Annotated in this window: 21 protein-coding genes and 2 pseudogenes; 9 read left to right on the top strand and 14 right to left on the bottom strand. The window is 71.4% G+C overall.

The window, feature by feature from the left end:
• Both ABD908_RS10610 and ABD908_RS10615 read right to left on the bottom strand, forming a co-directional pair.
• Positions 1 to 201, bottom strand: a pseudogene (locus tag ABD908_RS10610) (hypothetical protein); the annotation flags it as partial.
• Positions 198 to 596, bottom strand: a complete 399-nt coding sequence (locus ABD908_RS10615) for a GntR family transcriptional regulator (protein WP_344994908.1) — start codon at positions 594 to 596, stop codon at positions 198 to 200. The gene ABD908_RS10615 and the pseudogene ABD908_RS10610, both read right to left, overlap by 4 nt.
• Positions 597 to 675: 79 nt before the next feature.
• Here ABD908_RS10615 and ABD908_RS10620 point away from each other — a divergent pair, with 79 nt between their 5' ends.
• The 3 genes from ABD908_RS10620 (at position 676) to ABD908_RS10630 (ending at position 2,755) form a co-directional block, all read left to right on the top strand.
• Positions 676 to 1,113, top strand: coding sequence for a nitroreductase family deazaflavin-dependent oxidoreductase (locus tag ABD908_RS10620; RefSeq protein ID WP_344994911.1), 438 nt, complete (start codon positions 676 to 678; stop codon positions 1,111 to 1,113).
• An 89-nt stretch (positions 1,114 to 1,202) separates the two neighbouring features.
• Positions 1,203 to 2,057, top strand: coding sequence for a TIGR02569 family protein (locus ABD908_RS10625; RefSeq protein ID WP_344994914.1), 855 nt, complete (start codon positions 1,203 to 1,205; stop codon positions 2,055 to 2,057).
• A 32-nt stretch (positions 2,058 to 2,089) separates the two neighbouring features.
• Positions 2,090 to 2,755 (top strand): sirohydrochlorin chelatase, encoded by a 666-nt coding sequence (locus ABD908_RS10630; protein ID WP_344994917.1) that lies wholly within the window; start codon positions 2,090 to 2,092, stop codon positions 2,753 to 2,755.
• On the opposite strand, the gene ABD908_RS10635 is transcribed toward ABD908_RS10630, so the two are convergent.
• Entirely contained in the window at positions 2,721 to 3,026 is a 306-nt protein-coding gene (locus tag ABD908_RS10635; RefSeq protein ID WP_344994920.1) for an MGMT family protein, read from the bottom strand. The two genes, ABD908_RS10630 and ABD908_RS10635, sit on opposite strands and share 35 nt — an antisense overlap.
• 24 nt (positions 3,027 to 3,050) lie before the next feature.
• Here ABD908_RS10635 and ABD908_RS10640 point away from each other — a divergent pair, with 24 nt between their 5' ends.
• Complete coding sequence (locus ABD908_RS10640; protein ID WP_344994923.1) at positions 3,051 to 4,028, top strand: o-succinylbenzoate synthase; 978 nt, start codon at positions 3,051 to 3,053, stop codon at positions 4,026 to 4,028.
• Here the strand turns inward: ABD908_RS10640 and ABD908_RS10645 are convergent.
• From ABD908_RS10645 to ABD908_RS10670, 6 genes and pseudogenes are all read right to left on the bottom strand, one after another.
• Complete coding sequence (locus ABD908_RS10645; protein ID WP_344994926.1) at positions 4,007 to 4,645, bottom strand: TetR family transcriptional regulator; 639 nt, start codon at positions 4,643 to 4,645, stop codon at positions 4,007 to 4,009. The genes ABD908_RS10640 and ABD908_RS10645 overlap by 22 nt on opposite strands.
• Positions 4,635 to 5,369 (bottom strand): enoyl-CoA hydratase, encoded by a 735-nt coding sequence (locus ABD908_RS10650; RefSeq protein ID WP_344994928.1) that lies wholly within the window; start codon positions 5,367 to 5,369, stop codon positions 4,635 to 4,637. Before ABD908_RS10650 ends, ABD908_RS10645 begins: the two co-directional genes overlap by 11 nt.
• Positions 5,370 to 5,402: 33 nt before the next feature.
• Positions 5,403 to 6,329, bottom strand: a pseudogene (locus tag ABD908_RS10655) (oxygenase MpaB family protein).
• Between the two features lie 62 nt (positions 6,330 to 6,391).
• Positions 6,392 to 7,648 carry an amidohydrolase gene (locus ABD908_RS10660; protein WP_344994931.1) on the bottom strand — a complete coding sequence of 419 codons (1,257 nt, stop codon included), beginning with the start codon at positions 7,646 to 7,648 and terminating at the stop codon, positions 6,392 to 6,394.
• The gene (locus ABD908_RS10665) at positions 7,645 to 8,421 is read right to left on the bottom strand and encodes an alpha/beta fold hydrolase (RefSeq protein ID WP_344994933.1); all 777 of its coding nucleotides are present in this window, start codon (positions 8,419 to 8,421) and stop codon (positions 7,645 to 7,647) included. Before ABD908_RS10665 ends, ABD908_RS10660 begins: the two co-directional genes overlap by 4 nt.
• A gap of 366 nt (positions 8,422 to 8,787) precedes the next feature.
• Complete coding sequence (locus tag ABD908_RS10670) at positions 8,788 to 9,006, bottom strand: hypothetical protein (RefSeq protein WP_344994935.1); 219 nt, start codon at positions 9,004 to 9,006, stop codon at positions 8,788 to 8,790.
• 38 nt (positions 9,007 to 9,044) lie between these two features.
• On the opposite strand from ABD908_RS10670, the gene ABD908_RS10675 reads away from it, so the two are divergent.
• A complete protein-coding gene (locus ABD908_RS10675; RefSeq protein WP_344994938.1) occupies positions 9,045 to 9,446 on the top strand; it encodes an antibiotic biosynthesis monooxygenase family protein in 402 nt (133 codons plus the stop codon).
• A 47-nt stretch (positions 9,447 to 9,493) separates the two neighbouring features.
• Here the strand turns inward: ABD908_RS10675 and ABD908_RS10680 are convergent, their stop codons facing one another.
• Together ABD908_RS10680 and ABD908_RS10685 are read right to left on the bottom strand one after the other, a co-directional pair.
• A complete protein-coding gene (locus ABD908_RS10680; RefSeq protein ID WP_344994940.1) occupies positions 9,494 to 10,663 on the bottom strand; it encodes a beta-ketoacyl synthase N-terminal-like domain-containing protein in 1,170 nt (389 codons plus the stop codon).
• A 209-nt stretch (positions 10,664 to 10,872) separates the two neighbouring features.
• On the bottom strand, positions 10,873 to 12,870 hold the full coding sequence (locus ABD908_RS10685) for a sensor domain-containing protein (RefSeq protein WP_344995047.1): 1,998 nt from the start codon (positions 12,868 to 12,870) through the stop codon (positions 10,873 to 10,875).
• 654 nt (positions 12,871 to 13,524) lie between these two features.
• On the opposite strand from ABD908_RS10685, the gene ABD908_RS10690 reads away from it, so the two are divergent.
• Complete coding sequence (locus ABD908_RS10690) at positions 13,525 to 16,833, top strand: ATP-dependent helicase (RefSeq protein ID WP_344994943.1); 3,309 nt, start codon at positions 13,525 to 13,527, stop codon at positions 16,831 to 16,833.
• Positions 16,826 to 20,206, top strand: coding sequence for an ATP-dependent helicase (locus ABD908_RS10695; protein WP_344994945.1), 3,381 nt, complete (start codon positions 16,826 to 16,828; stop codon positions 20,204 to 20,206). The genes ABD908_RS10690 and ABD908_RS10695 overlap by 8 nt, the downstream gene beginning before the upstream one ends.
• 19 nt (positions 20,207 to 20,225) lie before the next feature.
• On the opposite strand, the gene ABD908_RS10700 is transcribed toward ABD908_RS10695, so the two are convergent.
• A complete protein-coding gene (locus tag ABD908_RS10700; RefSeq protein ID WP_344994948.1) occupies positions 20,226 to 20,615 on the bottom strand; it encodes a DoxX family protein in 390 nt (129 codons plus the stop codon).
• A gap of 101 nt (positions 20,616 to 20,716) precedes the next feature.
• Between ABD908_RS10700 and ABD908_RS10705 the strand changes: the two genes are divergently transcribed.
• The gene (locus tag ABD908_RS10705; RefSeq protein ID WP_344994950.1) at positions 20,717 to 21,775 is read left to right on the top strand and encodes a potassium channel family protein; all 1,059 of its coding nucleotides are present in this window, start codon (positions 20,717 to 20,719) and stop codon (positions 21,773 to 21,775) included.
• 35 nt (positions 21,776 to 21,810) lie between these two features.
• Here the strand turns inward: ABD908_RS10705 and ABD908_RS10710 are convergent, their stop codons facing one another.
• Both ABD908_RS10710 and ABD908_RS10715 read right to left on the bottom strand, forming a co-directional pair.
• Positions 21,811 to 22,323 carry a GntR family transcriptional regulator gene (locus tag ABD908_RS10710; RefSeq protein ID WP_344994953.1) on the bottom strand — a complete coding sequence of 171 codons (513 nt, stop codon included), beginning with the start codon at positions 22,321 to 22,323 and terminating at the stop codon, positions 21,811 to 21,813.
• A complete protein-coding gene (locus ABD908_RS10715; protein ID WP_344994956.1) occupies positions 22,271 to 22,762 on the bottom strand; it encodes a winged helix-turn-helix domain-containing protein in 492 nt (163 codons plus the stop codon). Before ABD908_RS10715 ends, ABD908_RS10710 begins: the two co-directional genes overlap by 53 nt.
• Before the next feature lie 101 nt (positions 22,763 to 22,863).
• Between ABD908_RS10715 and nudC the strand changes: the two genes are divergently transcribed.
• Positions 22,864 to 23,781, top strand: a complete 918-nt coding sequence (gene nudC / locus ABD908_RS10720) for an NAD(+) diphosphatase (protein WP_425584368.1) — start codon at positions 22,864 to 22,866, stop codon at positions 23,779 to 23,781.
• Positions 23,782 to 24,013: the final 232 nt, after the last annotated feature.

The following is a 24,013-nucleotide window of genomic DNA, read 5'->3' on the forward strand; positions in this document are numbered from 1 at the left end:
GGAGGCGGCGACGACGGAGGCGGCGACCGTGGCCGCCGCGACTCCCAGGCGGAACCGGTGCACCCCGGCGCGCACGGCGGGATCGGCGGCGTGGGCGCGGGGGACGGACACGCCGAGCGGCACCGTCGCGCGGCTCAGTTGCGGAGTGAGGGCGAGTATGCCGCCGAGCAGGAGCGTGACGGCAACGGTGAGGTAGGTCATGGCGCATCCGTCCGTGTGGTGAAACCGCTTGTGATGCGGCCGCATTCGTCGGCCAGCGTGTCGTCCGCGAGTCCTTGCGCGGCGGCCTCGGCCAGTACCGTCGCGAGCCGGGCGCGCCATGCCGGCGTGAAGTCCGGGCGGGGCGGCCCGCTGCCGGGATCTCGTGCGATCACCGACCCGGACTTGCGCGTGGTGGCGACGAGTCCCTCCTCGCGCAGCTGGTTGTACGCCTTGGCGACGGTGGCGGGGTTGATCCCGAATGCCGCGGCCAGGGATCGGACCGGTACCAGCGCGTCCCCCCGCCGTAGCCGTCCGGCCGCGATGGACTCGACGATGCGGTCGCGGATCTGCTGGTAGATCGGATCCGGCGACAGCGGGTCGATGTAGATGTCCACGCTCCCCCCATCTGTATTACTAGTAATAGTACAACTGTAGCAAGGAATAACCCGGCTCCGGATGGTGGTTACGCGTGCCATGGCATTGACTGGTGAATACGCGGAGGAGAAGGCCGGCTGGGTCAAGGACCAGCTGGCGAAGATCGACGAGACGGGCACCACCGATTCTGTCGGGGTCGCGGGCCAGGCGGTCGTGGTGTTCACCTACCGCGGCCGCAAGTCCGGCAAGCTCTACCGACGCCCGCTCATGCGCGTGGAGCATGACGGCGTCTACGCCGCGGTCGCCTCGAAGGGCGGGGCGCCGCAGCACCCGACCTGGTACTACAGCTTCCTCGGCGACCCCGAGATCGACGTGCTGGACGGTACCGTCACCACGTCGGGAGTCGCGCGGGAGATCTCCGGCGCCGAGCGCGACGAGTGGTGGGAGCGCGCCGTCGCCGCCTACCCCCCGTACGCGGAGTACCAGACCAAGACCGATCGCCTGATCCCCATCTTCCTGATCGAGCCGGCGAAGTAACCGACGGCCGACGGAAGTAGGCGGATCGTTACCTTCCCTCGGGCGCTGCCTGGGGAGAAGGTGTCCGCCGACCGGTAGATTCGATCATTGTGAGCCCCGTCGAGCCCCCCGACCACGTGCTGTCGACCTTCGGTCTCGACGGTCCCGAGCCGATCGCGCTCGGATCCGACTGGGACGGGGGCTGGCGGGTCGGTGAGGTGGTGCTGTCCCTGGTCGCCGACCACGCGCGCGCGGCCTGGTCGGCGAAGGTGCGCGAGAACCTGTACGTCGAGGGGATGCGCCTTGCGCGCCCGTTCCGCGCCACCGACGGGCGGTACGTGGTGTCCGGGTGGCGCGCCGACACCTTCATCGCTGGCGCCCCCGAGCCGCGGTTCGACGAGATCGTGTCTCTGGCGAATCGGCTGCACGAGATGACCGCGAAGCTCGACCGCCCGCGCTTCCTGCTGGCGTCCCCGGTCGCGCCGTTCACCGACGTCGACATCTTCGGCTTCGCGGATCGCGCCGCGTGGGAGGAGCACCCGCTCACCGTCGCGCGCAAGATGGGGGCGCTCATCGACCTCTCGCCCGATGCCGAGCACTCCGTCGAGCTCGTCCGCGAGCTGGCCGCTCTACGCACGCCCGTCGCGTCGTCGCCGCAGCTGGTGCACGGCGACCTGTTCGGCACCGTCCTGTTCGCCGGCGCGGCTGCGCCCGGCATCACCGACATCACCCCCTACTGGCGCCCGGCCTCCTGGGCCGCCGCCGTGATCGTGGTCGACGCGCTCGCGTGGGGCGGCGCCGACGACGACCTGCTGGTGCGTTGGCGCGACCTGCCGGAGTGGCCGCAGATGGTGCTGCGCGCGCTCATCTTCCGGCTCTCGGTGCACGCCCTGCACCCGCGGTCGACCGCCGCGGCGTTCCCGGGGCTGCAGCACGCCACCGACCTCGTGCGGTGGTTGCTCTGAGCCGATCCGATTCGGCCGGACCCGATCGCATCATGGTGGCGCACGGCACCCGGTCGGTGCGCGGCGTGCAAGCCGTGGGCGACCTGGCCCGTGCTGTCGCACGCCGGGTGGGGACGGTGCGGGTCGCGTTCGTCGACGTGCTGGGCCCGTCACCGTCGGAGGTGCTGGGTGAGGGGGACGGCGCCGCCGTCGTCGTCCCCTGTTTCCTCGCGGCCGGCTACCACGTGCACACCGATCTGCCGCGCCACGTGGCGGCGAGTGGACGCCCGGAGGTGACGGTCACCGCCCCGCTCGGCCCCGACCCGCTGCTCGCCGACGCACTCGTGCGGCGGCTGCGCGCGGTCGACTGGCGTCCGGGGGATCGAATCGTGCTGGGCGCCACGGGATCCTCCGACCCGCGGGCGCGGGCCGACGTCGCGGCGATGGCCGCGCTGCTCGCCGAGCGGGTGGGCGACGATGTGGCGCACGGTTTCCAGGCCGCCGGCGAGCCGCTGGTGTCCGACGAGGTGGCACGGCTGCGGGCGGCGCCGAGACGGGTGTTCGTGGCGTCCTACCAGCTGGCACCCGGGCTGTTCCATGCGCGGCTGCACGACGTCGGCGCCGACGCCGTGACCGCCCCGCTCGGGGTGGCACCCGAGGTCGTCGAGCTGGTCGCCGCGCGGTTCACGGCGGTTCGGGCAGCCAGCGGACGCGCCTGAGCGGGATCCGGCCGTCGTCAGCGAGGACCCCCTCGGCGCGGAGCGCCGCGAGCTGGCGCGTCGCGATGTGCGGCGCCGGCCGGCCGCTCGCGAGGATCACCCGATGCCATGGCAGGTCCGCCGAGTCCGCACGCATGATCGCAGCGGCGATGCGCGGTGACGCGAGCCCGACGACCGCTGCGATGTCCCCGTAGGTCATGACCCGGCCCGGTGGGATCGACGCCACACACGCCCGCACCGCCTCCACGTCCCGGTCGGTGATCCGTCCCATGGTCTCGACCGTAGTCTGGACGTCATGCGGCTGGCGGACTTCGACGAGGTGCTGGTGTACGCGATTCCGATGCCGGCGCGGTTCCGCGGCATCGACGTGCGCGAGGGGATGCTGTTGCGCGGCCCGCTGGGTTGGGGCGAGTTCTGCCCGTTCGACGACTACGACGATGCGGTCGCCGCGGTGTGGATGGCGGCCGCGGTCGAGGCGACGCACACCGGCTGGCCGGCGCCGGTCCGGGACCGCGTCGAGGTCAACTGCATCGTCCCCGCGGTGGAACCCGAGCAGGCGGCGGAGCGGGTGCGGCGCTCGGGGTGCCGCACCGTCAAGGTCAAGGTGGCGCACGAGTCGGGGATCGCCGCCGACGTCGAGCGCGTGGCCGCGGTCCGCGACGCGTTGGGCCCGACGGGCGCGATTCGCGTGGATGCCAACGGCGCCTGGGGCGTCGAGGAGGCCGCCGCGAACCTCCGCCTGCTCGACCGCGCCGCCGGCGGGCTGCAGTATGCCGAACAGCCTTGTGCCACATACGATGAGATGAAGGTTCTGCACGGCCGCACCAGTGTTCCGCTGGCTGCCGACGAGCTGATCCGGCGCGCGGTCGACCCGTTCGATGCACGCGCCCGGGATGTCGCCGACGTGGCGATCATCAAGGCCACACCGCTGGGCGGGGTGCGCCGGGGGCTGGCCGTCGCGGAGTCGACGGGGCTAGCGTGCGTGGTGTCGTCGGCGCTCGAGACCAGCGTGGGCCTCGCGGCGCAGCTGCGGCTTGCCGGTGCGTTGCCCACGCTCGACCACGCCTGCGGCCTGGATACGCTGTCGCTCTTCGCCTCCGACGTCGTGGCCACCGGGTCGTCGCGGTCGGCCGGCGGCGTGATCGCCGTACCGGAGCGGGCGCCGTCGCCGGATCCCGCACTGCTCGAGCGGTTGCGGGCGACGCCGGAGCGGGAACGATGGTGGCGCGAGCGCGCCGAGCGGGCGCTGGCTCAGGCCGACCGGAGCGCGTGATAGACCGCGACGCCGAACAGCCGCCCCAGCTCGTCGACCCGCTGCTGTCCCTCCTGTGCGAGCAGCGTCCGGACCGCCGCCTCGCCCGAACTGACCCAGAGCTCGACGAGCGCGGGTAGCTTCCGGTCGGCGTCGGCGACGTCCCACGCCGTGAGCGTCGGGCGCAGCATCGCCGTGCATCGCGCGATCGCGGCGGCCCGGCCCCGACCGAACAGGTGCGCGACCTCCGTGTCGGGGTTGCTGTAGAGCAGTCGCCACGCCTGCGGCCGGGCCGCGACCGACCGCAGCAGCGTGGTGAACCCCTCGATGAACACGTCGGCGTCGGCGTACACCTTGCGCGGCGTCAGCGACGCGAGTACGGCGTCGCGGAGATGGTCCTCCTCCCGGTGGAGCAGATCGTCCAGCAGGGTCTTGCGGTCGGTGAAGCAGGCGTACACCACGGGCCGGGTCACCTGCATGCGGCGCGCGACCGCTGCGACGGTGACGGCGTCGACCCCGTCGGCGATCGCGATCGCCAGCGCGGCGTCGAGGATCTGCGGGCGGCGGCGGGCCGGACCGAGGTGCTCGGCGCGTCGGGCACGGGCGGGGGAGTGGGGGGCAGGGGCTTCAGCGGCCACGGAAGACCGGGTCACGCCGCTCGAACCGGGCCATCACGGCCTCCTTGAGATCCTCGGAGTCCCACACGGCGTGCAGACGCGCCTGCTCGGCGGCGGTCACCGTCTCGCGGGCGTAGTCGTTCTTGAACAGGGCCTTGTAGTTGCGCAGCGACAGCGGGGCCATCGCGGTCAGGCCGCGGGCGAACTCGAGCGCGGCCGCGCGGTCGCCGATCAGGTTGGCGAAGCCGAGCTGCTCGAGGGTCTGCGCGTCGTACTTGCGGCCGGCCATCAGGATGCTGCGGGCGTGGCCGCCGCCGACCAGGTTCTCGAGGCGACGCAGCGTCCACTTGTCGATGGTGACGCCCAGCTTGGCGGCCGGGATCGCAATCGTCGCGCTGGGGTCGAGGACCCGCAGGTCCGCCATCATCGCCATCTGCACGCCCGCACCCACCGCCGGACCGTTGAGGGCGGCGACCACGATCTGGTCGAGCTTCTCCGCCCGGACGTAGAAATCGATCACGTCGGTGGCGAAGCCCTTGTCCAGTACCGCCCCCGAGCGCAGGTCGGCACCGGCACAGAACGCGCTGCCCTGCCCGGTCAGCACGATGACGAAGGCCTCGTCGGCCACGGCGCGGTCGAACGCCGCGATCAGCCCGGCCAGCACCTCCGGGTTGAGGGCGTTGCGCGCCTCGGGGCGCTGGAATTCGATGATCGCGACCCTGTCGCGAAGCTCATAGCCGATCACACCGGCCGAATATACGCTCCCGTAGGAAGTGCGTCACACGGCCGCGGTCCTACGACCGTAGCGCTGCCTGGCCGCTGCGGGGGTGACGGTGTCGAGCCCGGCCGGCTCCGCGCCCTGAGCGCGGTGACGCCGCAGGATATCGGCGGTATGCGGGGCGAGGAGGCGGGTGAACGCGGCGGTGCCCTGTCCGTTGCGCAGGGCGAACGCGCCCATCGTCGCCCGGACCGGCAGGCGGTAGCCGCGGTCGATCACGCCCCACTGCTCGAAGCCGCCCATCTCGCGCATCCACGCGGGCAGAGTCGCGATGGTCGCGGGCGCCAGCAGCGAGCTGCCGATCCGCACGCGTGGACCGTGACCGTCGGTGCGCAGGAGGTAGTGCATCGCCCGCCGGCCGCGCTCGGTCAGGCACAGTGACGGCCGGACGTGAGCGAAGTACTGGCGGACCTCGTCGCGGGACGTCGGAACCGCCGCGGGATCGCAGGTCTGCAGCTCCGCAGCCACCACGCAGTCGCGCCAGTAGCGCGCCTCCTCGGAGGCGGAGAGCGGGCCGGGTCCGTACATCTCGTAGCACTTGAGGACCGAGTGCCAGCCGGTCACGTGGATCCACAGCTGAGACGCCGGGTTGTTGGCGGCGTAGCGGCGACCGGCGACGGGCTCGATGCCGGTCGCCTTCGCGTGCACGTCGGTCAGGTGCTCCGAGGCGCCCACGGCGGTCCGTCCGTCGGCCAGCGCGACCAGCAGGAAGTACGACAGCGTGCGGTCGAGCCGACCGAACGGGTCGGTCTAGATGCCGGCCGAGTCTGCCACCGCGGCGGTGAGATTCGCGTCGAAGTGCTCGAGCACCACCGACCGCTGGAATCCGATGATGGACGTGGGGGACGACCACACCCGCCACGTCGGCGAGTCCGGCCCGAAGAAGCCGAGGTCTGTGGTCCGTAGGGCGCCGGACGAGAGGTTCATGACCCGACGCTATCATCAATTGATACGCAGGTGTAGGAAAGTGTCGCCGGGCGGCCGCGCCCCTACAGCCAGGAGAGCGCCGCGACCACGAGCGCCTGCGTCCCGGTGTCCAGGGTGGGCTGCACGACGGGCGCGAACGTCGGCGCGTGGTTCGCCGGGATATCGCTGGCGACGGTGCCGGCGGCCATTGCCCGTGCGTAGGTGTCCCAATCGATTCCGCCGAAACCCCAGTACGAGTACGGCGCGCCGAACGCCTTCGGGATGTCGCCGAAGTCCTCGCTGGCGGGTACCTGCGGGAGGTCGATGGCGCGTTCGGCGAAGAACTTCGTGAAGGCATCCGCGACGCGCTTCGTGACGTCCGGGTCGTTGTCCGTGACCGGGAAGCTCTCGACCGGCTCGATGTCGGGCTCGCGCGGCGAGTCGGACGCCTGGCACTCGGCGACCACGATGCGCCGGATCGCAGCCAGGATCCGGGCGCGGGTCTCCTCGCTGTAGCTGCGCACGTTCACGTCCAAGACGGCGTGGTCGCCGATGACGTTCGCCTTCGTGCCGGACACGATCCGCCCGACGGTGACGACCGCCGTCTCGGTGGGCGACACCTCGCGGGACACGATGGTCTGCAACCGGATCACGATCATCGCGGCGAGCACCACCGGATCGACGCAGCGGTCCGGCATCGAGCCGTGGCCGCCGCGCCCGTACACCGTCACCCGCAGCACGTCCGACGCGGCGAAGGCCGGTCCGGGCCGTGTGGCGACGACCCCTGCGGGGCCCGGCACCACGTGCTGCCCGAGTGCCACATCGATGCGTCCGACCAGGTCGACGAGGCCGTCGTCCACCATGCTCTGCGCTCCGCCGCCCACCTCCTCGGCCGGCTGGAACACCGTGACCAGCCGCCCCGACCAGCGGTCGCGCGCGCTGGCCAGGAGCGCCGCGGCGCCGAGGAGGCAGGTCACGTGGGTGTCGTGGCCGCAGGCGTGCATGACGCCGTCGGTCCGGCTCGCGTAGTCGAGTCCGGTCTGTTCGGTGACGGGGAGGGCGTCCATGTCAGCGCGGAGCAGCACCGTCGGGCCGTCGCCGCTCCGGAGGATGCCGACGACGCCGGTGCCGCCGAGCCCCTCGTGCACGTCGAATCCGCTGGTGCGCAGTCGTTCTGCGACGATGCCGGCCGTTCGGGTCTCGTGGTGCGAGAGTTCGGGGTGTCGGTGTAGGTCGCGGTAGAGGTCCTCCTGCCAGCCGCGCACCGTCGGGAGCGCAGCGAGGACTTCGGTCGCGGCGGTGACGCCGGTATCGGTCCGATCCTGTTGTGCGTCGGTCACGATCTCGGTCCCATCAGTCGACGGAGGTGCTCGCCCGCGATCGTAGGCTGCTCCTGCGTCACCATGTGATCGGAATCCACCACGATCACCCGGGCGCTTTCGGGGAGCACGGCCACCACCGCGTCCGTGACGAACGGCGCCCGCGCCGCGCGCAGTACCGTCGTCGGGATCCCTGCGGGTGGCGGCACAGCCGGCCGCGCCAGCTCGCCCCACATCGCAGCCACCGCGGGGCAGGACACGTCCCACTCCCAGCGCCCCGTGTCGCGGCGCACGAGGTGCTCGGCGATCTCGGTGTCGAGCATCTCGCTCGGCACGTTCGCCCACGCGCCTGAGGTCTTGTCGTCCCGCGCCTCCTGGACCGAGCCGAAGTCGAAGTGGGCCACCGTCTCCTCGGCGATCGTCAGGCACATCGCCGCGTCGAGACCCTGCGCCGGGTCGACCAGCAGCAGCGCCGACACGAGGTCGGGACGCGCCTGCGCCAGCCGGCAGGCCAGCGCGCCGCCCAGCGAGTGGCCGACCACCGTGACCGGTCCGAGCGGCTCCTCCTCGAGTACCTCCACCAAGTCGGCTACCAACTGCTCGAAGTTCCACGGCGGCTCCCACGTCGACCGCGCATGGCCGCGCAGGTCCGGCGCCAGGACCCGCACGCCGCGCAACTCGCTGTCGGCGAACTCGCGCCAGCGTGCGCCGTGGCCGGTGACGCCGTGGATCGCGAGGACGACCGGGGTCCCGGCCGAGCCCTGCCAGGGCCCATAACGGTGGACGTTCAGCATGCGCGCACAGTACCCCTCTGCGGTCGGCCTACTTCGGGAAACATCCAGCGAGCAGCTGCTACTCGACTTTCCTCGTTCCCTGAACCGTCTCGGCAGGTCCGAAGACCTTCGGAGCTGCCCGACCGTCCCGATGACGGTCCTCGCCTCGCTGACGGTTCGTTTGAGAACCAACTCGCGCCGTTCGCCCGGCAGGTGGGTGAGGTTCAGCTCTTTCCGACTGGATATCGACGGAGCGCCCGATGATCGGGCAGTGTCGCCTGTGTCCCATGAGAACGAGAACGACGAAGACCATGACGATCGCATCCGGATCCGATGTCGCTGCACCGAGCCGATTTTCAGGCCGCATCCGAACACGCCGCAGAGCGCTTAGTCGCGGCCATCTCGAAGGGCGTCGACCGAATCCTCCGGCTCAGCCAGGAGGAGGCCGCCGCGGCGACGGTCCTGGCTCATCGAGCCGCGCATAATCCGGCCGAGCCCGCCGGCGCACGCGGGCTCGCCGTAGCAGTTGGGGAACGTGGACGCAACCGCGGGCGGCGGATCGCCGTCATCCACGCCGGTGGCAACGCGGATCTTCGCGTCCTCCACAGCGTGTTCGACGTGCATCCCGGGCCGGCGGCCGCCGCATGATCGTTGTCCTGATACGACTGCGGCTGCGTTCCGACGTCGACGTCGAGGCCCTTGCCCGGTGCGATTCCCGGATGACGGAGATCGTGTCGCGGATGCCGGGCTACCTCGGCAGCACGGTCTGGACCGATACCACCGGCGAGGATCAGGTGAGCATGATCCGCTTTTCAGACGAGGCGAGCCCCGCCGCCTGGCGCAACGACGCCGACCATGTGCTCGCCCAGATCCGGGGCGGGCTGACTTCTACGATCGGTACGAGGTCGAGGTATTGCAGCGCCAGCGCGATTACGTCGTCGACCGTGGCGTGGACGGCATCGACAGCTGATGCTCGTCGGCGCACGCGACCGGGGTCGGCAGCGCAGCGTTCGGTACCGGACTCGTGCACCCACTCCGCCGCCTGAGCCGGTCGGCGACCCAGGCGGCGTTGCGAGGTGGTGCGCGGTCCGTGCTATCGAGCGGGCGGTCCAAGCACGACGCAGGAGTTGTGTCCGCCGATGCCGAGTGACGACTTGAGGGTGAGTCCGTCGGTGGCGGGGGTGGGCCCGTCGAGTAGACGGGGGTGCCCGTCGGCGACGCGGTGTGGCGCGGGGATAGTGCCGCGGTCGTACGCGAGAGCGGACACGCTCGCTTCAAGGGTGCCGCTGGCACCGCCCTGGCAATGCCCGGCGAGAGGTTTCACGGAGAAGATCGCTGCCGCCCCGCCGAGGATCTCGGCATGCATGCGGGTCTCGGCGGCGTCGCACTGGGCGGTACCTGGTCCGTGAGCGTTGAAGTAGCCGATGTCTGTGGGCTGCACCCCCGCGTCGCGCAGGGCTTCGGCGGCGCACCGCATCACCTGCTCGGCGGAGGGGTCGATGTTCGTAGCGTGGTGGCCATCGTGGGACATGGAACCGCCGAGCAGCTGTGCGTATGGTTGCGCGCTGCGTCGGGTCAACACCATCGCGACGGATCCTTCGCCGAAGCCGAATCCCCGGCTGCCTTCTTGGAAGGGGCGGCACGCGTCGAGCGGGTCGATATCGGTGACTGCGACTCCCAGTTGGACGAACTCGGCGAGGATCTCGGGTGTGGCGAGCAGATCGGTACCAACCACCACGACATCGGTGGCATGACCATCGTTGAGCCAGGATCGGGCCTGGAGCAGGGCATTGCCGCCGCCGGCACACACTGCGGAGATGCTGTTGACTGGACCATGCCAGTCGTTGGCGCGCATCAAGTCCGACAGCGGTGTCGATGGTAATAGTTGAATGAACCCCCGTCTGTCGCGCCCGCGGCCGGCGCGAGAGTGCAGGTCACGCCAGACGTCGACGTCACCGGTCGCGGTGGCGTTGACCATGCCGACAACCGGGCCGGGAGTCCAGCCGCGGGCTTCGGCGTCGGCGACGGCCTCGGTGACCGCGATCCGCAGTGCGCGGGCGTATCGACTCTGCCCGTCGGCGGGGAGCATGTCCTCGGATATCCGGGCGAGCCAGGCGTCGGCCCCGTCCGGCAGGTAGCCGGGGTGTAAGTGCGCGGCGGGCTTGCCGGACATCAGCCCGTCCCACAGTTTCTCGCGGCCGACTCCGTAGCCGGTGACTGCGCCGATTCCGGTGATCTTTATCGGTGTGGTCTGTGTGTGCATTTTAGTGTATTCCTTTCCGGCCCCTGACGAACGGATTCCGCAGGGGCGCATCCCTGTTGGAATGCGCAGGAGTGTATGGGAGACCGCGGGGACACACCGGACCTCATATAGTCGGCTGCGTGCGCGGTCGGTCCGCGACGGTGTGTGTCGCGGAATGAGGGTCTCGGCCGAGCCTGGACTGCCTGGATCCGGTTGCGATGAAGGTGTGGCTAGTGGTTCGTGTCGCCCCGTCTGCGCAGGCTGATGACGTGGACCGGGTTGCCGTCGCTGTTGGGCAGGCGGGTCTGGTTCTTCGCCTGGTACATCGCCGCGTCGGCTTCTCGAAGGATCTCGGCGGCGGCGCGGGGCTCGCCGGGCGGGAGGACGACCACGCCGATGCTGGCGCTGATGTGGTGTTGCTCGCCGTGGTGGTACAGGGGACGGGTCAGCCGCGCCCTGAGGGCGTGGGCCCGTCGCTCGGCGTCGGCGACATCGGTGACACCGTCGGCGACGAGGACGACGAATTCGTCGCCGCCGACGCGGGCCACGCAGTCGCCGGTCCGTGCCCACACCCGGGCGCGGCGGCCGGTCTCGACGAGGACGGCGTCGCCGTGGTGGTGGCCGAAGGTGTCGTTGACCCGTTTGAATCGGTCGAGGTCGAAGAACATGACCGCGACCGATGCCCCGGTGCTCCGGGCGGTGGCCAGTGCGGCGTCGAGGCGTGTCTGCAACAGGTTTCGGTTCGCCAGCCCGGTCAACGGGTCGTGGCTCGCGTCGTACCTGGCCTGCTCGGCGGCGGCGTGTTGCACGGTGATGTCGGCGAAGGACACCAGGACAGGCGAGTGCGGGTCGTCCGGCTCGAGCAGCCGCACGCTGCCACTGATCCAGACCGCGTGGCCCCGGCGGTCGATCCGATACACCAGCCCGGTACGCGGAACGCCGGTGCGGAGAACCTCGGTCACGGGGTGAGTGTCGGTGGCCACCGGGTCGCCGCTGTGCTCGTGGAGACGGATCGACTGACAGAAGAACGGCTGGACGAGATCCTGATCCCGCACGCCGAGGATCCGCCGCGCCGAGAGATTCGCCCGGACCACCCGCGAGTCGCGGTCCACGACCGCGACACCCTCGTCGAGCGATTCGACGATCGTCTTCATCTCCCGCTCCGTGCGACGGCGCTCGGCCCGATCGGAGAGATCCCGCACAGCCGCCTGGATCGCCGGCCGACCCCGCCACTGGGTGCGGACGGCGACCACCTCCGCGAGAACCGGGGTGCCGTCCAGCCGTAGCAGGGTCGCCTCCATCGCCGGCGCCACATCGCCCACCTTCGTCAACGCCGCCACCCGCCGCTGCATCGCGGGGATCGCATCGGGGTGTACGAAGTCGGTGAGTGGGCGGCCCAGCATCTGCTCCTCGCTGGTGGCTCCGGCCATGACGACACCGGCCCGGTTCATCCGGACGATCCGGCCGTCCTGGTGCACGAACAGGCCGTCGAGAGTGTGCTCCACCGCCAGCCGGTGATCGATGCTCTCGGCGCGGTCGGTGAGATCCCGGACCATCACCCGGATCGCAGGCCGGCCCTGCCACTGGGTACGGACGGCAACCAGCTCTCCTGGAAACTGGGTCCCGTCCAGCCGCAACAATTGCAGCTCACGCTGCGGTGCAACGTCGCCGATCTCAAGCAGCATCGCCCGACGTTTCAAGGTCTCCGACACGGCGTTTGGATGCAAGAAATCGGCGATCTGCCGTCCGATCACGTCCCGATCGGTGGAGGCCCCCGCCATGTCCCGGGCAGCCCGGTTCATCCACACCACCCGATCGTCCTGATACACGAGCACCCCGCCCTGCGTGTGCTCCAACGCCAGTCGGTGATCGATGCTCTCGTCCCGGTCGGTCAGGTCCCACACCATCGACTGCGTCGCGATCCTGCCGTTCTCCCACAGAATGCTCACCGCGGCGATCTCCGCCCGGAACGCTGTCCCATCAGCCCGCAGCAGAATCGCTTCCCGCGGCGGCACGAAGCTGCCGAGCTTCTTCGCGGTGATCGGCACCCGGAGCGCGGGCGCCGACTCGGGATGGGCGAAGTCCAGGATGGGTCTACCCAACAGTTCCTTCTCCGACACGACACCCAGCAGATCGCACAGCGGCTCGTTCGCGTACACGATCCGACGATCGGACGGATCCTCCGGAGGTGCTTGGTGGACCAACAGACACTCGCGCGTGTAGCGCATCAGAAAACGCGAGTCCAGGAGATAGCTCGCGTCCGGCAGATACTCCGTGCCGTCAGCCGATTCCGTCGGGCGGTCGGGTCGCGCGCGTTCTACATCCACGCTCCCCGCCTCTCCGAAGTGCCGACCGTCGGCACCCGCGCTCGGCGAGATCCCGAGCAACCGATCACAAACCAGAAATTTATCAGCACCAATCGGCTGCGCAACTCGTAATCAACCTCACGGGCAGCCGGATAGGCAGACGGCGAGTGTCGCCGGAGCGGGACCGCTGTGGGAGCTGCCCGGGGAGTGGTTCGCGGTACGCGTCCCGACCTGCGTGCGGTATCGGAACAAGCGGTATCGGAACAAGCAGGGCGCCCGGCGCCGTCGCCGCCCGGCTCAGGTGAGTGTGCCGCCGCGGTCTATCCACCGACAGATCGTATCCACCTGCCGATCGCCCGGTGGCCGTCGCCCATGATCCAGGCGGCGACGGCGACGGACTCGGACGACGGTGACTCGCCGACGGTCGAAGCTGAGGTCGGGCTTCGACGCGGGTGGGCCCCGCACAGCGGTAGTGCCGCCTGCTGTTGGCGATGCTCGATGTCTGACCTGCGCTCGCCGATCCTGTCGTACCCGTGTGATCTGATTCGGGTAGATCGAGCGAGGGAGGTGGAGACGATGACAGGAGACACGGGCGCGCGGGAGGAGGGCGCGGCGCGGCACCGGCGGCCGCGCGTCACCCTCGCCTACCACCGTCCCGAGGCGCCGCCGCCGCGCGAGTGGGGCGGACCGGTCGCCGAGCTGATGGCCCCGGCCAGCGGAGCCCTGCCGCTCGACACCGGCGGGTGGTCGCCCTATCGGATCCGGGGAGGGCCTGGTACGGGCAAGACGTCGGCGCTGGTGGACATCGCGGTGGCCAAGCTCACCGACCCGCTCGTGGATGCGGAGTCGGTGCTGCTGCTGACCGGCAGCAAGCTCGCGGTCCAGCGGCTTCGGCGCGACGTCTCGGCACGCGTCCTCGCCACCGCGCCCGACGGTGGCCGCGCCCACGCCACGCACGAGCCGCTGGTGCGGACGGTGCACTCGCTCGCGTTCGCCGTGCTGCGACTGGCGGCGATCCGCAACGGCGAGCCGCCGCCGCGCTTGATCACCGGATCCGAGCAGGACGCGGTCATCCGGGAGCTGTTGCGGGGCAATGTCACAGACGGCGCATGGTGGTGGCCACAGCGGCTGCGCCCCGCGCTCGCGACGAACGGCTTCGCGGTGGCGCTGCGTGACCTGTTCGCGCAGGTTGCACAGCGAGGCATCGGGCCCGAGGAACTCGAGCGGATGGGGCGCGAGCACGAGCGCGACGAATGGGTCGCGGCCGCGCGCTCCTACCGCGAGTACCAGGAGACGACGCTGCTGCGGGGCTCCGTCGGGTCGGCCGGGCCGCAGGCGGTGGCTCCTGCCGTCGACGCCGCCGAACTGATCGATGCCGCGGTAACTGCGCTCGCCTCGGACGACGGCCTGCTTGCGCAGCAGCGCGAGCGCATCCGCTTCCTGCTCGTCGATGACGCGCACAACCTCGATCCGTTGGCGGCCGCCCTGGTGCGGCTGCTCGGCACGGGTACCGAACTCACGGTGATCGCGGGCGACCCGGATCAGGCGGTGTTCTCGTTCCGGGGTGCGGCCACCCGGTTCCTCCAGAGCATGGACGTCCAGCGCGGCCGGGACATTCTGCTGGAGCGTAGCTTCCGGTTCGGGGACGAGATCGCGGCCACAGTGAACCGCGTGTCCGCACGGCTGCCGCAGCGCTTCGCAGCCACCGCCGCCGAGCGCCGGCGCGCGGGCGATTCCGCGATCCGGGTCTTCTCGACGCCGGCCAAGGAGGCCGACGCGATCGCCGCGATGCTGCGTCGTGAGCACGTCACGCACGGGATCCCGTGGGCGGACATGGCGATCGTGGTGCGCTCGGTGTCCGCGTCGATCGCGCCGCTGCGCCGCGCGCTCGCCTATGCGGGCGTACCGGTCACGGTGCCGTCCGACGACGTGCCGCTCGCGCAGCAGCGCGTCGTGCATGCGTTGCTGCTGGTGCTGCGGATCGTGGGCGATCCGGGCTCGGTCGAGGCGCCCGACGCGCTCACCCTGCTGTCGGGCCCCGTCGGCGACGGTGACCCGCTCACCCTGCGCCGGGTCCGGCGGGCGATCCGCCGCGTCGACCCAGCCGAACAGCGTGGCTCTGCCCAGCTGCTGCGCGACATCCTCATCGGCGCCGTCGACTTCGCGCCGTACCGCGCAGCGCTCACGGAGCTCGAGGCCGAGCCGGTCCTGCGGGTCGCGAAGGTGGTGGCGGCGACGCGCGCCGCCGCCGGCTCCGTCGAGGAGGCCCTGTGGGCGGCGTGGGCGACCACGGGCCTCGCCACTCGATGGTCGGGGCTGGCGCTGCGGGGCGGGTCTCTGGGCGAGCAGGCCGACCGTGATCTCGATGCCGTACTCGGGTTGTTCGACGCCGCAGCCGATTTCACCGACACGCTGCCTACCGCGTCCGTCGCGCGGTTCGTCGAGTACATCGAGCAACTCCAGATCCCGCGCGGTCGCAACCGGACCTCGGAGGCCACCTCCACGGGCGTCACCCTGCTCAGCGTGCACGGTGCGATCGGCCGGGAATGGGAGGTCGTGGCGGTCGCCGGGTTGCAGGAGGGCCGCTGGCCCGACCTGCGGCTGCGCGGCGGGCTGCTCGGCACGCAGGACCTGGTGGACGTGCTCGACGGGCTGCCACCCGCGTCGCTGGCGACGGTGTCCCGGTCGTTGCCACTGCTCGCGGAGGAACGGCGGCTGCTGCTCGTCGCGTGCTCGCGGGCACGCACCCGGCTGCTGCTCACCGCGGTCGACTCGGCCGACGGCGACGGCGAGCTCGTGCCGTCGCGGTTCCTGCAGGGCCTGGCGCCCACGCTCGCGGACGACCCGGACACGTACACGCCCGCCGTCGAGACCGAACCCGTCGTCGCCCTCGATCTGCGCACGATGGTCGCGACCCTGCGCGCGGTGGTGTCGGAGCCGGACGGCGGGAGTCATAACCCGGACGAGAAGGCTCATGCAGCAAGACAACTCGCGCGTCTCGCGGATGCCGGAGTGCCCGGGGCGCACCCATCGTCGTGGTATGGATTTCCGGGCGCCAGCACCGAGGACCCGCTGTGGCGGCCCGAGGACGGCCCCGTCGTGCTGTCCCCGTCCAACGTCGAGGCCCTGGAGGCCTGCGCGCTGCGCTGGATGATCCAACGGTTCGGTGGCCGTGACGGCAACTCGACGCAGCAGGTGACCGGCAACCTGGTGCATACGCTCGCGCAGGCCGTGGCCGGCCGCATCCCGAAGGAGGAGGTCAGCGCGGCGCTCCAGAAAGTCTGGGAGCGGGTAGATCTCGACGCCGACTGGTTCGCACGCCGGGAACTCGCGCGCACCGAGGGGATGCTCGAGAACCTGCGCGCGTGGCTCGCCGCGACCCGCACCGACCTCACCGAGGTGGCGGTCGAGGTGCCCATCGACGCTGTCATCCCCGCCGGCGACACCGAGGGCCCCGACCTGCGGGTCCGCGGCCGCATCGATCGGCTCGAGTGTGATCCGCTCGGCCGGCCCGTCCCGATCGATCTCAAGACCGGACGCACAGTGCCCACCAAGGCGGATGCCGAGGCCAACCCGCAGTTGCGGACCTATCAGACCGCGCTCGCGCACGGCGGCGTGGACCCGGCCGTCGTCGATCCGGCGGCGGAGCCCGGCGGCGGTAGGCTTGTATACGTCGCCAAAGAGGCGAAGACCGGTGCGGCGGAACGTATCCAGCCCGCGCTGACGCCCGCCGACGTCGACGAGTGGCTGTCGGTGATGCGGCACGCGGCGCAGGCCACGCGGGGGCCTCGGTTCATCGCCACCCTCGGCCCGGTGTGCGCGCACTGCGATGCCGCGGCCTGCTGTCCCGCCGTCGAACGCGGACGGGCGGTGACCGATGACTGACCGTCGGACCGTCGGCTTCCCACACCCGCCGCTGATCTCCGCCGACCGTCTCGCCGAGGAGCTCGGCCAGGCGTTCGGTCCCACCGACGAGCAGCGCGACGTGATCGAGGCGCCGCTCGAACCGGGCCTCGTCGTCGCCGGCGCCGGCGCCGGCAAGACGGAGACGATGGCCGGCCGTGTCGTGTGGTTGATCGCCAACCGCTACGTCACGCCCGATCAGGTGCTCGGTCTGACGTTCACGCGGAAGGCTGCGCAGCAGCTCACGATCCGCGTCCGCAAACGGCTTGCGCGACTCGCCGCCGCACCGGTGGCCGACAGGCTCGACCCGAGCGGTGAGCTGCGGGTGTTACTGCGCACCGTCGAACCCGAGATCAGTACATATCACACGTATGCGGGTCGGCTGCTCGGCGACTACGGCATGCTGCTGCCCGTCGAGCCGTCGGTGCGACTGGTCTCCGAGACCGAACGCTGGCAGATCGCCTACGACGTGGTCACCGGCTGGGACGGCGAGCTGGACACCGACCGCACCCCCGCATCGCTCACCCAGTTCGTCCTCGGCCTGGCGTCCTCGCTCGCCGACCACCTGGTCGACCCCGAGCAGATCCTCGATGCCGACCGAGAGCTCGAGCGGCTCATCCTCACGCTGCCGCCCGGCCCGCGGCAGCGGCAGGCGGTGAGTCAAGCGCTCGAGAAGCAGGGCGACGTGCAGGTGGAGCGGCGCGAACTGATCCCGCTGGTCCAGGCCGTCGCTGCGGAGATGCGGGCACGCGAGGTACTCGACTTCGGCTCGCAGATGAGCCTTGCCGCGCGACTCGCGCTGGGGCACCCGGACGTCGCCGCGATCGAGCGACGCCGATTCGGCGCCGTGTTGCTGGACGAGTATCAGGACACCGGACACGCGCAGCGGGTGCTGCTGGCGTCGGTGTTCGGTGCGTGGCCGGGCTCGAGACGCACAGCGTCCGGGCCCGATGCCGAGCGGGTCCCGGCGGTCACAGCCGTGGGAGACCCGATCCAGTCGATCTACGGCTGGCGCGGCGCGTCCGCGGCGAATCTGCCCCGGTTCACCACCGACTTCCCGCTCCCGGACGGGCGCCCCGCTCCGCGGCGAGAGTTGCTCACCAGCTGGCGCAACCCGGAGGCGGCGCTGCGGCTCGCGAATCAGTCGTCGGCAGAACTGCGGGAGCGAGGCGTGCCGGTGTCTACGCTGCGGGCTCGACCCGATGCTCCCGAGGGGGATGTCCGGATCGCTCTGCACGCCACGGTGATCGAGGAGCGCGACTGGGTGGCCGACGCGATCGCGGAGCTGTGGCGCGAACGGATCCTGCTGGCGGCCCCGCCCCCGACCACAGCGGTGCTGGTGCGCCGCAACGCCGATTCTGCGGGGCTCGCCGCGGCGCTGGGAGAACGAGGGATCCCGGTCGAGGTCGTAGGCCTGGGCGGGCTGCTGCACACCCCGGAGGTACAGGACGTGGTGGCGTTGCTGCGACTCGCCACGGATCCGCTCGCCGGGACCGCGGCCATGCGCCTGCTCACCGGACCGCGGTGGCAGCTCGGCGCCGCCGACCTGCGTGCCCTGTGGGACCGGGCCGGGCGGATCGCGACGTCCGTCGGGCGGGCGACCGCCGGCACCGTCGGCACTCGGGAGCAGCTCGACGCCGCGCTCGATGCGACCCTGCCGGCGGAGCTGTTGGACGTGGCCGGCCTCGGCGATGCGATCGCGGATCCGGGCCCTGCGCACCACTATTCGGCCGTCGGTCTCGATCGGATCCGCTCCCTCGACCGGGAGGTGCGGCACATCCGACAGCGGCTCGGGCACCCACTGCCGGAGGTCGTCGCGGAGGCCGAGCGTGTGCTCGGCGTGAGCATCGAGACCCGCATCCGCGCCGCGCGACAGGTCGGCGGCGGTGGCACCGGCCGCGAGCATCTGGACGCGTTCGCCGACGTCGTCGTGTCCTACGCCGAACGGCCCAACGCCTCGCTGCCCGGCCTGCTGGCCTTCCTCGCGGCGGCCGAGGCCGTGGAGGGCGGGCTCGCGCCCGGTGACGTCGAGGTGGCCGCCGACCGCGTGCAGATCCTCACCGTGCACTCGGCGAAGGGCCTGGAGTGGGAGGTCGTGGTGGTGCCGCACCTGTCCGAAAGGATCTTCCCCTCGGGGCGGGCGCTGCCCACGTGGCTCTCCAGCCCGGCAGAGCTCCCGCCCGCGTTGCGCGGGGACGTCGTCGCCGAGCCCGGGCCCAACGGTGACGTGGACCCCGGTGCGGGGGAAGGGGTTCCGCGCGCCGAGTTCGGCGGCTGCGCCAACCGCAAGGACCTCGAGGAGGCACTGGAGCGGCATCGCGACGCGCTCAGGAGTCTGTCGTCGGACGAGGACCGGCGACTGTACTACGTGGCGGTGACCCGCACCGAGCAGGTGCTACTGCTGTCCGGGCACCGGTGGAGCGAGGACGTGAAGAAGCCGAAGGCGCCGTCGCGGTTCCTCGAGGAGGCGCGTGCCGGCGCACCCGACGCGGTCGAGGTGTGGGCGCCCGAGCCGGATGAGGACGCCGTGAATCCCCTCGAGGCCGAGCCCGTCACCGCGCCGTGGCCGCGGGACTTCCTCGGCGCGCATCGTCCCGCCGTGGACGCGGGTGCCGAGCGGGTGCTGGCGGAGCTCGCGACACCGGCGGCCCCGGCTGCGGGGGAGTCCGACCTCGATGACCCGCACGGCTGGGCCGCCGACGTGACCGCGCTGCTCGCCGAGCGCGAGCGCAACGCGGCGTTGGAGCTGGAGGTGGCGCTGCCGCACGATCTGTCCGTCAGCCAGCTCGTCGAGTTACGCCGCAGCCCAGCCCAGTTCGCGCAGCGGCTGCGTCGACCGGTGCCGTACAAGCCGAACCCGTACGCGCGCCGCGGCACCGCCTTCCACGCGTGGGTCGAGCGGCGCTACGGGGCGTCGCGCCTTCTCGATCTCGATGAGTTGCCCGGCGCGGCCGACTCCGGGGGCGACGACGAGAACCTGGCCCTGCTGCAGCGTCGGTTCGAGGAGAGCGAGTGGGCGGCCCGCACCCCGGTCGACATCGAGGTGCCGTTCGAGATCGCGGTGGCGGGCACGGTGCTCCGCGGCCGCATGGACGCCGTGTTCCGCGATCGAGCGGGCGGATTCACCGTGGTCGACTGGAAGACCGGCGCACAGCCCACCGAACCGGCCGAGCAGCGCGCCGCCGCCGTGCAGCTGGCCGCGTACCGCCTCGCCTGGGCGCGGTTGCACGGTACGTCTCTCGACTCCGTGCGCGCGGCGTTCTTCTACGTCCGGTCGGGCGAGACGGTCGCGCCCACCGATCTACTGGACCACGACGGGCTGCGCGCGTTGATCGTCGGCGCGGGCGCGGGGTGAGCCGGGGCCGGGGCCGCCGTCACTCGGGTTCGACGGTGGCGGGTCGAGCCCGAGCGATCCTCACCGCCGACACGATCATCGGGACCTGCAGGGGCAGACGGGCGTAGGCGCCGATACGCAGCGGCAGCGGCTTGCCGGACCACTGCTGCGCCATGTAGACGTTGGCCGGGAACACCGAGACGAACAGTGCGGCCGCGGCGACACCGCCGAGCCGCCGGGTGCGGGGCGCCGCGAGCAGCGCCGCACAGACGAGCTCCGCGACGCCGGAGAGCTGCGTCGCCTGGCGGGGCGTGATCGGCAGCTGCGGCGGCACGATCGCGTCGAAGGGCTTCGGTGCCACGAAATGCAGAACGCCCGTCGTCGCGAGGGAGCCGGCCATGCCGAGGGCGATCCGGTCGGTGGAGGTCATGTCGCGATTGTGGCAGATGCCGCGAAGCCGTGGCGGCGGCTGTCGGGTCGCCCGGTGCGGCTAGGCTCGCACAGATCCCATAACGGACGACTAGGCAGGAAATGGCAGCAACGAAGTTCCGGCGGCGGCCCAAGGCTGAGCTGACCGACATGCCGGACCACGCGCTCGTCGGCATCCTGCGGATACCCGCCGGGGACGCCAGCCCGTGGCGTGCCATCTCGATGCGCGTGCTGGTGGCGCTCGGGGCGCTCGCGCTCGCAGTCGCGGTCGTGTACATCGAGCGGGACGGCTACCGCGACACCGCCAAGAGCTACCTGACGCTGCTCGACTGCCTGTACTACGCCACCGTCTCCCTGTCGACGACGGGCTACGGCGACATCACGCCCGTCACCCAGAGCGCACGCCTGGTGAACGTCGTGCTGATCACCCCGCTCCGCGTCCTGTTCCTGATCGTCTTGGTCGGCACCACCCTGCAGGTCCTCACCGAGCGATCGCGGCAGGCGTTCAAGATCCAACGCTGGAGGTCCTCGGTGCACAACCACACCATCGTCGTCGGCTACGGCACCAAGGGCCGGACCGCCATCAATGCCATGCTCTCGGACGGAGTCGACGTCGGGAAGATCGTGGTGGTCGACACCGACACCGCGGTGCTCGAGGCCGCCGAGGTGGAGGGGCTGGTCACCGTCCGCGGCGACGCGACGAAGGCCGACGTGCTGCGTCTCGCGGGCGCACCCCGGGCCGGGGCGATCATCATCGCGGCCAACCGGGACGACGCCGCGGTACTGGTGACGCTCACGGCTCGCGAGCTCGCGCCGAAGGCGAAGATCGTCGCATCGATCCGCGAGGCCGAGAACGTGCACCTGCTGCGGCAGTCCGGGGCGGACTCGGTGGTCGTATCGTCCGAGACCGCCGGCCGCCTGCTCGGGATGGCCACCACTACACCGTCGGTCGTGGAGATGATCGAGGACCTGCTGTCGCCCGGGGACGGCTTCAACATCGCCGAGCGGGAGGTGACCCGCGTCGAGGTCGGCCGCTCGCCGCGGCACCTGCCGAACATCGTGTTGGGCGTCGTGCGAGCGGGGCGGCTGTACCGGGTCGACTCGCCCACCGTCGGTGTCGTGGAGGCGGGGGACCGGCTGCTGTTCGTCCGCGGCGGGTAGCCCGCGCGGCGGCTACTGCGGTAGCCGCACCACGTCTACTGCGGTAGCCCCACCACGTATTCGGCGCGATCGCCCCGAATGCGATGCGCGACGGTGGCGATCACGCGTCCGTGCTGGTCGGCGTTGTGGCCGCGCAGTTCGAGTTCGAGCAGTGCGCTCCCCACGGCGATGCCGAGCCACGCTGCGTCGTCCGGGGTTGCGGGGCCGGCTCGGAAGGCGCGCTCGGAGCGCCTGATGGACAGCTCGTGCCGCGCGCTCATCGCCGCGAACACACTGGTACTTCCGTCCCAGTCCAGGGGTGCGAGCGATGCTGGCAACGCAACCGTACCGACCGACCACGGTTCGTCCTCGAGATACCGGATGAAGCGGAACTCGACGGCGCCACCGTCGCAGTCGGGAAACCGCGCGCTGCGATCCGGCTCCACTCTGGTGATCGCCAGGACGCGATGGCGGACCGTGATCCCGCGGCGCGCCATCGACTCCGACAGGCTCGCCTCACCGTCGTCTATTCGGTGGCGCACCGGCGGCACGGCCACGAAGCTGCCCACCCCCGTGCTCCGTTCGTAGCACGCCGGCACGAGCGAGTTCCTCCAGCGCCCGCCGCATCGTCAGCCGGTTGACGCCGTATTCCGGCGCCAGCCGCGCCTCTGGTACGAGCCGCTCGCCGGGTGCCGGTTCCGAGTGGTCGATGCGGCTCCGCAGGTCCTCGGCGACCTGCCGGTACAGGGTTGTTCCCGGCCGCCCGGCCATGCGGCGCGGGCGGTCGGCGAAGGGGTTCGGATGCTGGCGTTGGGCCTCGTGTTCCTCGTCGCGATTGCCGCGGGTGCGCTCAGCGGCGTGGTCGGGACGGGCTCGTCGTTGCTGCTCCTGCCTGCCCTGGTGTGGCTGGACGGTCCCAGGGTCGCGGTGCCGGTGATGGGCATCGCCGCGGTGCTGGGCTCCATCGGCGCGCGCCACCTCGTGGAACGCATCGGCCGCCGCACCCACGGCGTCCTCATCGACCTCGTCCTCGCTGTCGGTGCGGCTGCCATGATCGTCGCGATGGCTCGTCAGCCGCGACCCGGAACCGTCCGCGGCCGCGGCCTAACATGGCGACCGTGCCCACCTTCGAACTCTCCTCGCCCCCGCTGCTGTCCCGGTACCACGTCGATCGTGCCGACGAACTCCGCGGCGACGCCGACGCGCTGGATTCGGCGTGGCCCGCCGCCGCGGTCGTGCGCGTCGACCGCCGTGGCCGGTTCCCGCTCGCCGAGAGTGGAGCCCTCGACTACGTTCCCGGCGCGGACGTCTCGACGCAGCGGCCCGACGACGCGGTGCTGGTGGGCCGCGTCGACGGCCGCCTGGTGTTCGCCGTGCGGGTGCCCGACGTCGACGGCGGATCGGCGGGCGACCTGCGGCTCGCCGGCCTGAGCCTTCCCCCCGTCGACGCGGCGGTGGTCGCTGCGTCGATCGCGATGCTCAACTGGCATGCGAGCGCAGCGTTCTCGCCTGTCGACGGCGCGCCGACGGTGCCCGGTCGCGGCGGCTGGGTGCGGGTGAACAGCGCGACCGGCGCGGAGGAGTTCCCGCGCACCGACGCGGCGATGATCACGCTGGTGCACGACGGTGCCGGCGCGGTCCTGCTCGGCAGGCAGGGCGTGTGGCCCGAGCGCCGGTTCTCGCTGTTCGCCGGCTTCGTCGAGCCGGGCGAGTCCCTCGAGCAGTGCGTAGCGCGCGAGCTGCGTGAGGAGGTGGGTATCGAGGCCACCGATATCGCCTACGTCGCCAGCCAGCCGTGGCCGTTTCCGCGATCGCTGATGCTCGGCTTCGAGGCGCGTGCGGATCGCGACGCGCCCCTGCAGTTCAACGACGGGGAGATCGCCGAGGCCCGATGGTTCACGCGCGCCGAGGTCCGCGCGGCCCTGGCCGCCGGCGATTGGGCCGACGAGGCCGCCGATTCGCCGCTGCTGCTGCCCAATTCCATCTCCATCGCCCGTGGCCTGATCGAGGCGTGGGCGGCGGTGTGACCTCCTTGTCAAGGGGCGGTGCGCCTTCCGGGTGAATCTGTGGATGAAGCCGATCCATCCACAGGAGTGCGCTCGAGCCCCGGGTGAGCGTGGTCGCGCGCGGCATCATCCGATCCATGGGGGAACCAGAGCTGGAGCGGCTCGCCGCGGAGGCGGGCGGCATCCTGGAGCGGGGCGCGCTGCTGGGAATCGGCATCGACGACGCGCGGATCAGGACGCTGGTGGCCGGTGA

It is taken from the genome of Tsukamurella soli (assembly GCF_039541155.1).
Lineage (GTDB): Bacteria > Actinomycetota > Actinomycetes > Mycobacteriales > Mycobacteriaceae > Tsukamurella > Tsukamurella soli.

Bases quoted from the DNA above. Each gene is read 5' to 3' on its own strand.
- ABD908_RS10620 (WP_344994911.1), top strand. From the start codon at position 676: ATGGCATTGACTGGTGAATACGCGGAGGAGAAGGCCGGCTGGGTCAAG.
- ABD908_RS10630 (WP_344994917.1), top strand. From the start codon at position 2,090: ATGGTGGCGCACGGCACCCGGTCGGTGCGCGGCGTGCAAGCCGTGGGC.
- ABD908_RS10635 (WP_344994920.1), bottom strand. From the start codon at position 3,026: ATGGGACGGATCACCGACCGGGACGTGGAGGCGGTGCGGGCGTGTGTG.
- ABD908_RS10640 (WP_344994923.1), top strand. From the start codon at position 3,051: ATGCGGCTGGCGGACTTCGACGAGGTGCTGGTGTACGCGATTCCGATG.
- ABD908_RS10665 (WP_344994933.1), bottom strand. From the start codon at position 8,421: ATGCTGAACGTCCACCGTTATGGGCCCTGGCAGGGCTCGGCCGGGACC.
- ABD908_RS10675 (WP_344994938.1), top strand. From the start codon at position 9,045: ATGATCGTTGTCCTGATACGACTGCGGCTGCGTTCCGACGTCGACGTC.
- ABD908_RS10680 (WP_344994940.1), bottom strand. From the start codon at position 10,663: ATGCACACACAGACCACACCGATAAAGATCACCGGAATCGGCGCAGTC.
- ABD908_RS10685 (WP_344995047.1), bottom strand. From the start codon at position 12,870: ATGCGCTACACGCGCGAGTGTCTGTTGGTCCACCAAGCACCTCCGGAG.
- ABD908_RS10690 (WP_344994943.1), top strand. From the start codon at position 13,525: ATGACAGGAGACACGGGCGCGCGGGAGGAGGGCGCGGCGCGGCACCGG.
- ABD908_RS10695 (WP_344994945.1), top strand. From the start codon at position 16,826: ATGACTGACCGTCGGACCGTCGGCTTCCCACACCCGCCGCTGATCTCC.
- ABD908_RS10700 (WP_344994948.1), bottom strand. From the start codon at position 20,615: ATGACCTCCACCGACCGGATCGCCCTCGGCATGGCCGGCTCCCTCGCG.
- ABD908_RS10705 (WP_344994950.1), top strand. From the start codon at position 20,717: ATGGCAGCAACGAAGTTCCGGCGGCGGCCCAAGGCTGAGCTGACCGAC.
- nudC (WP_425584368.1), top strand. From the start codon at position 22,864: ATGGCGACCGTGCCCACCTTCGAACTCTCCTCGCCCCCGCTGCTGTCC.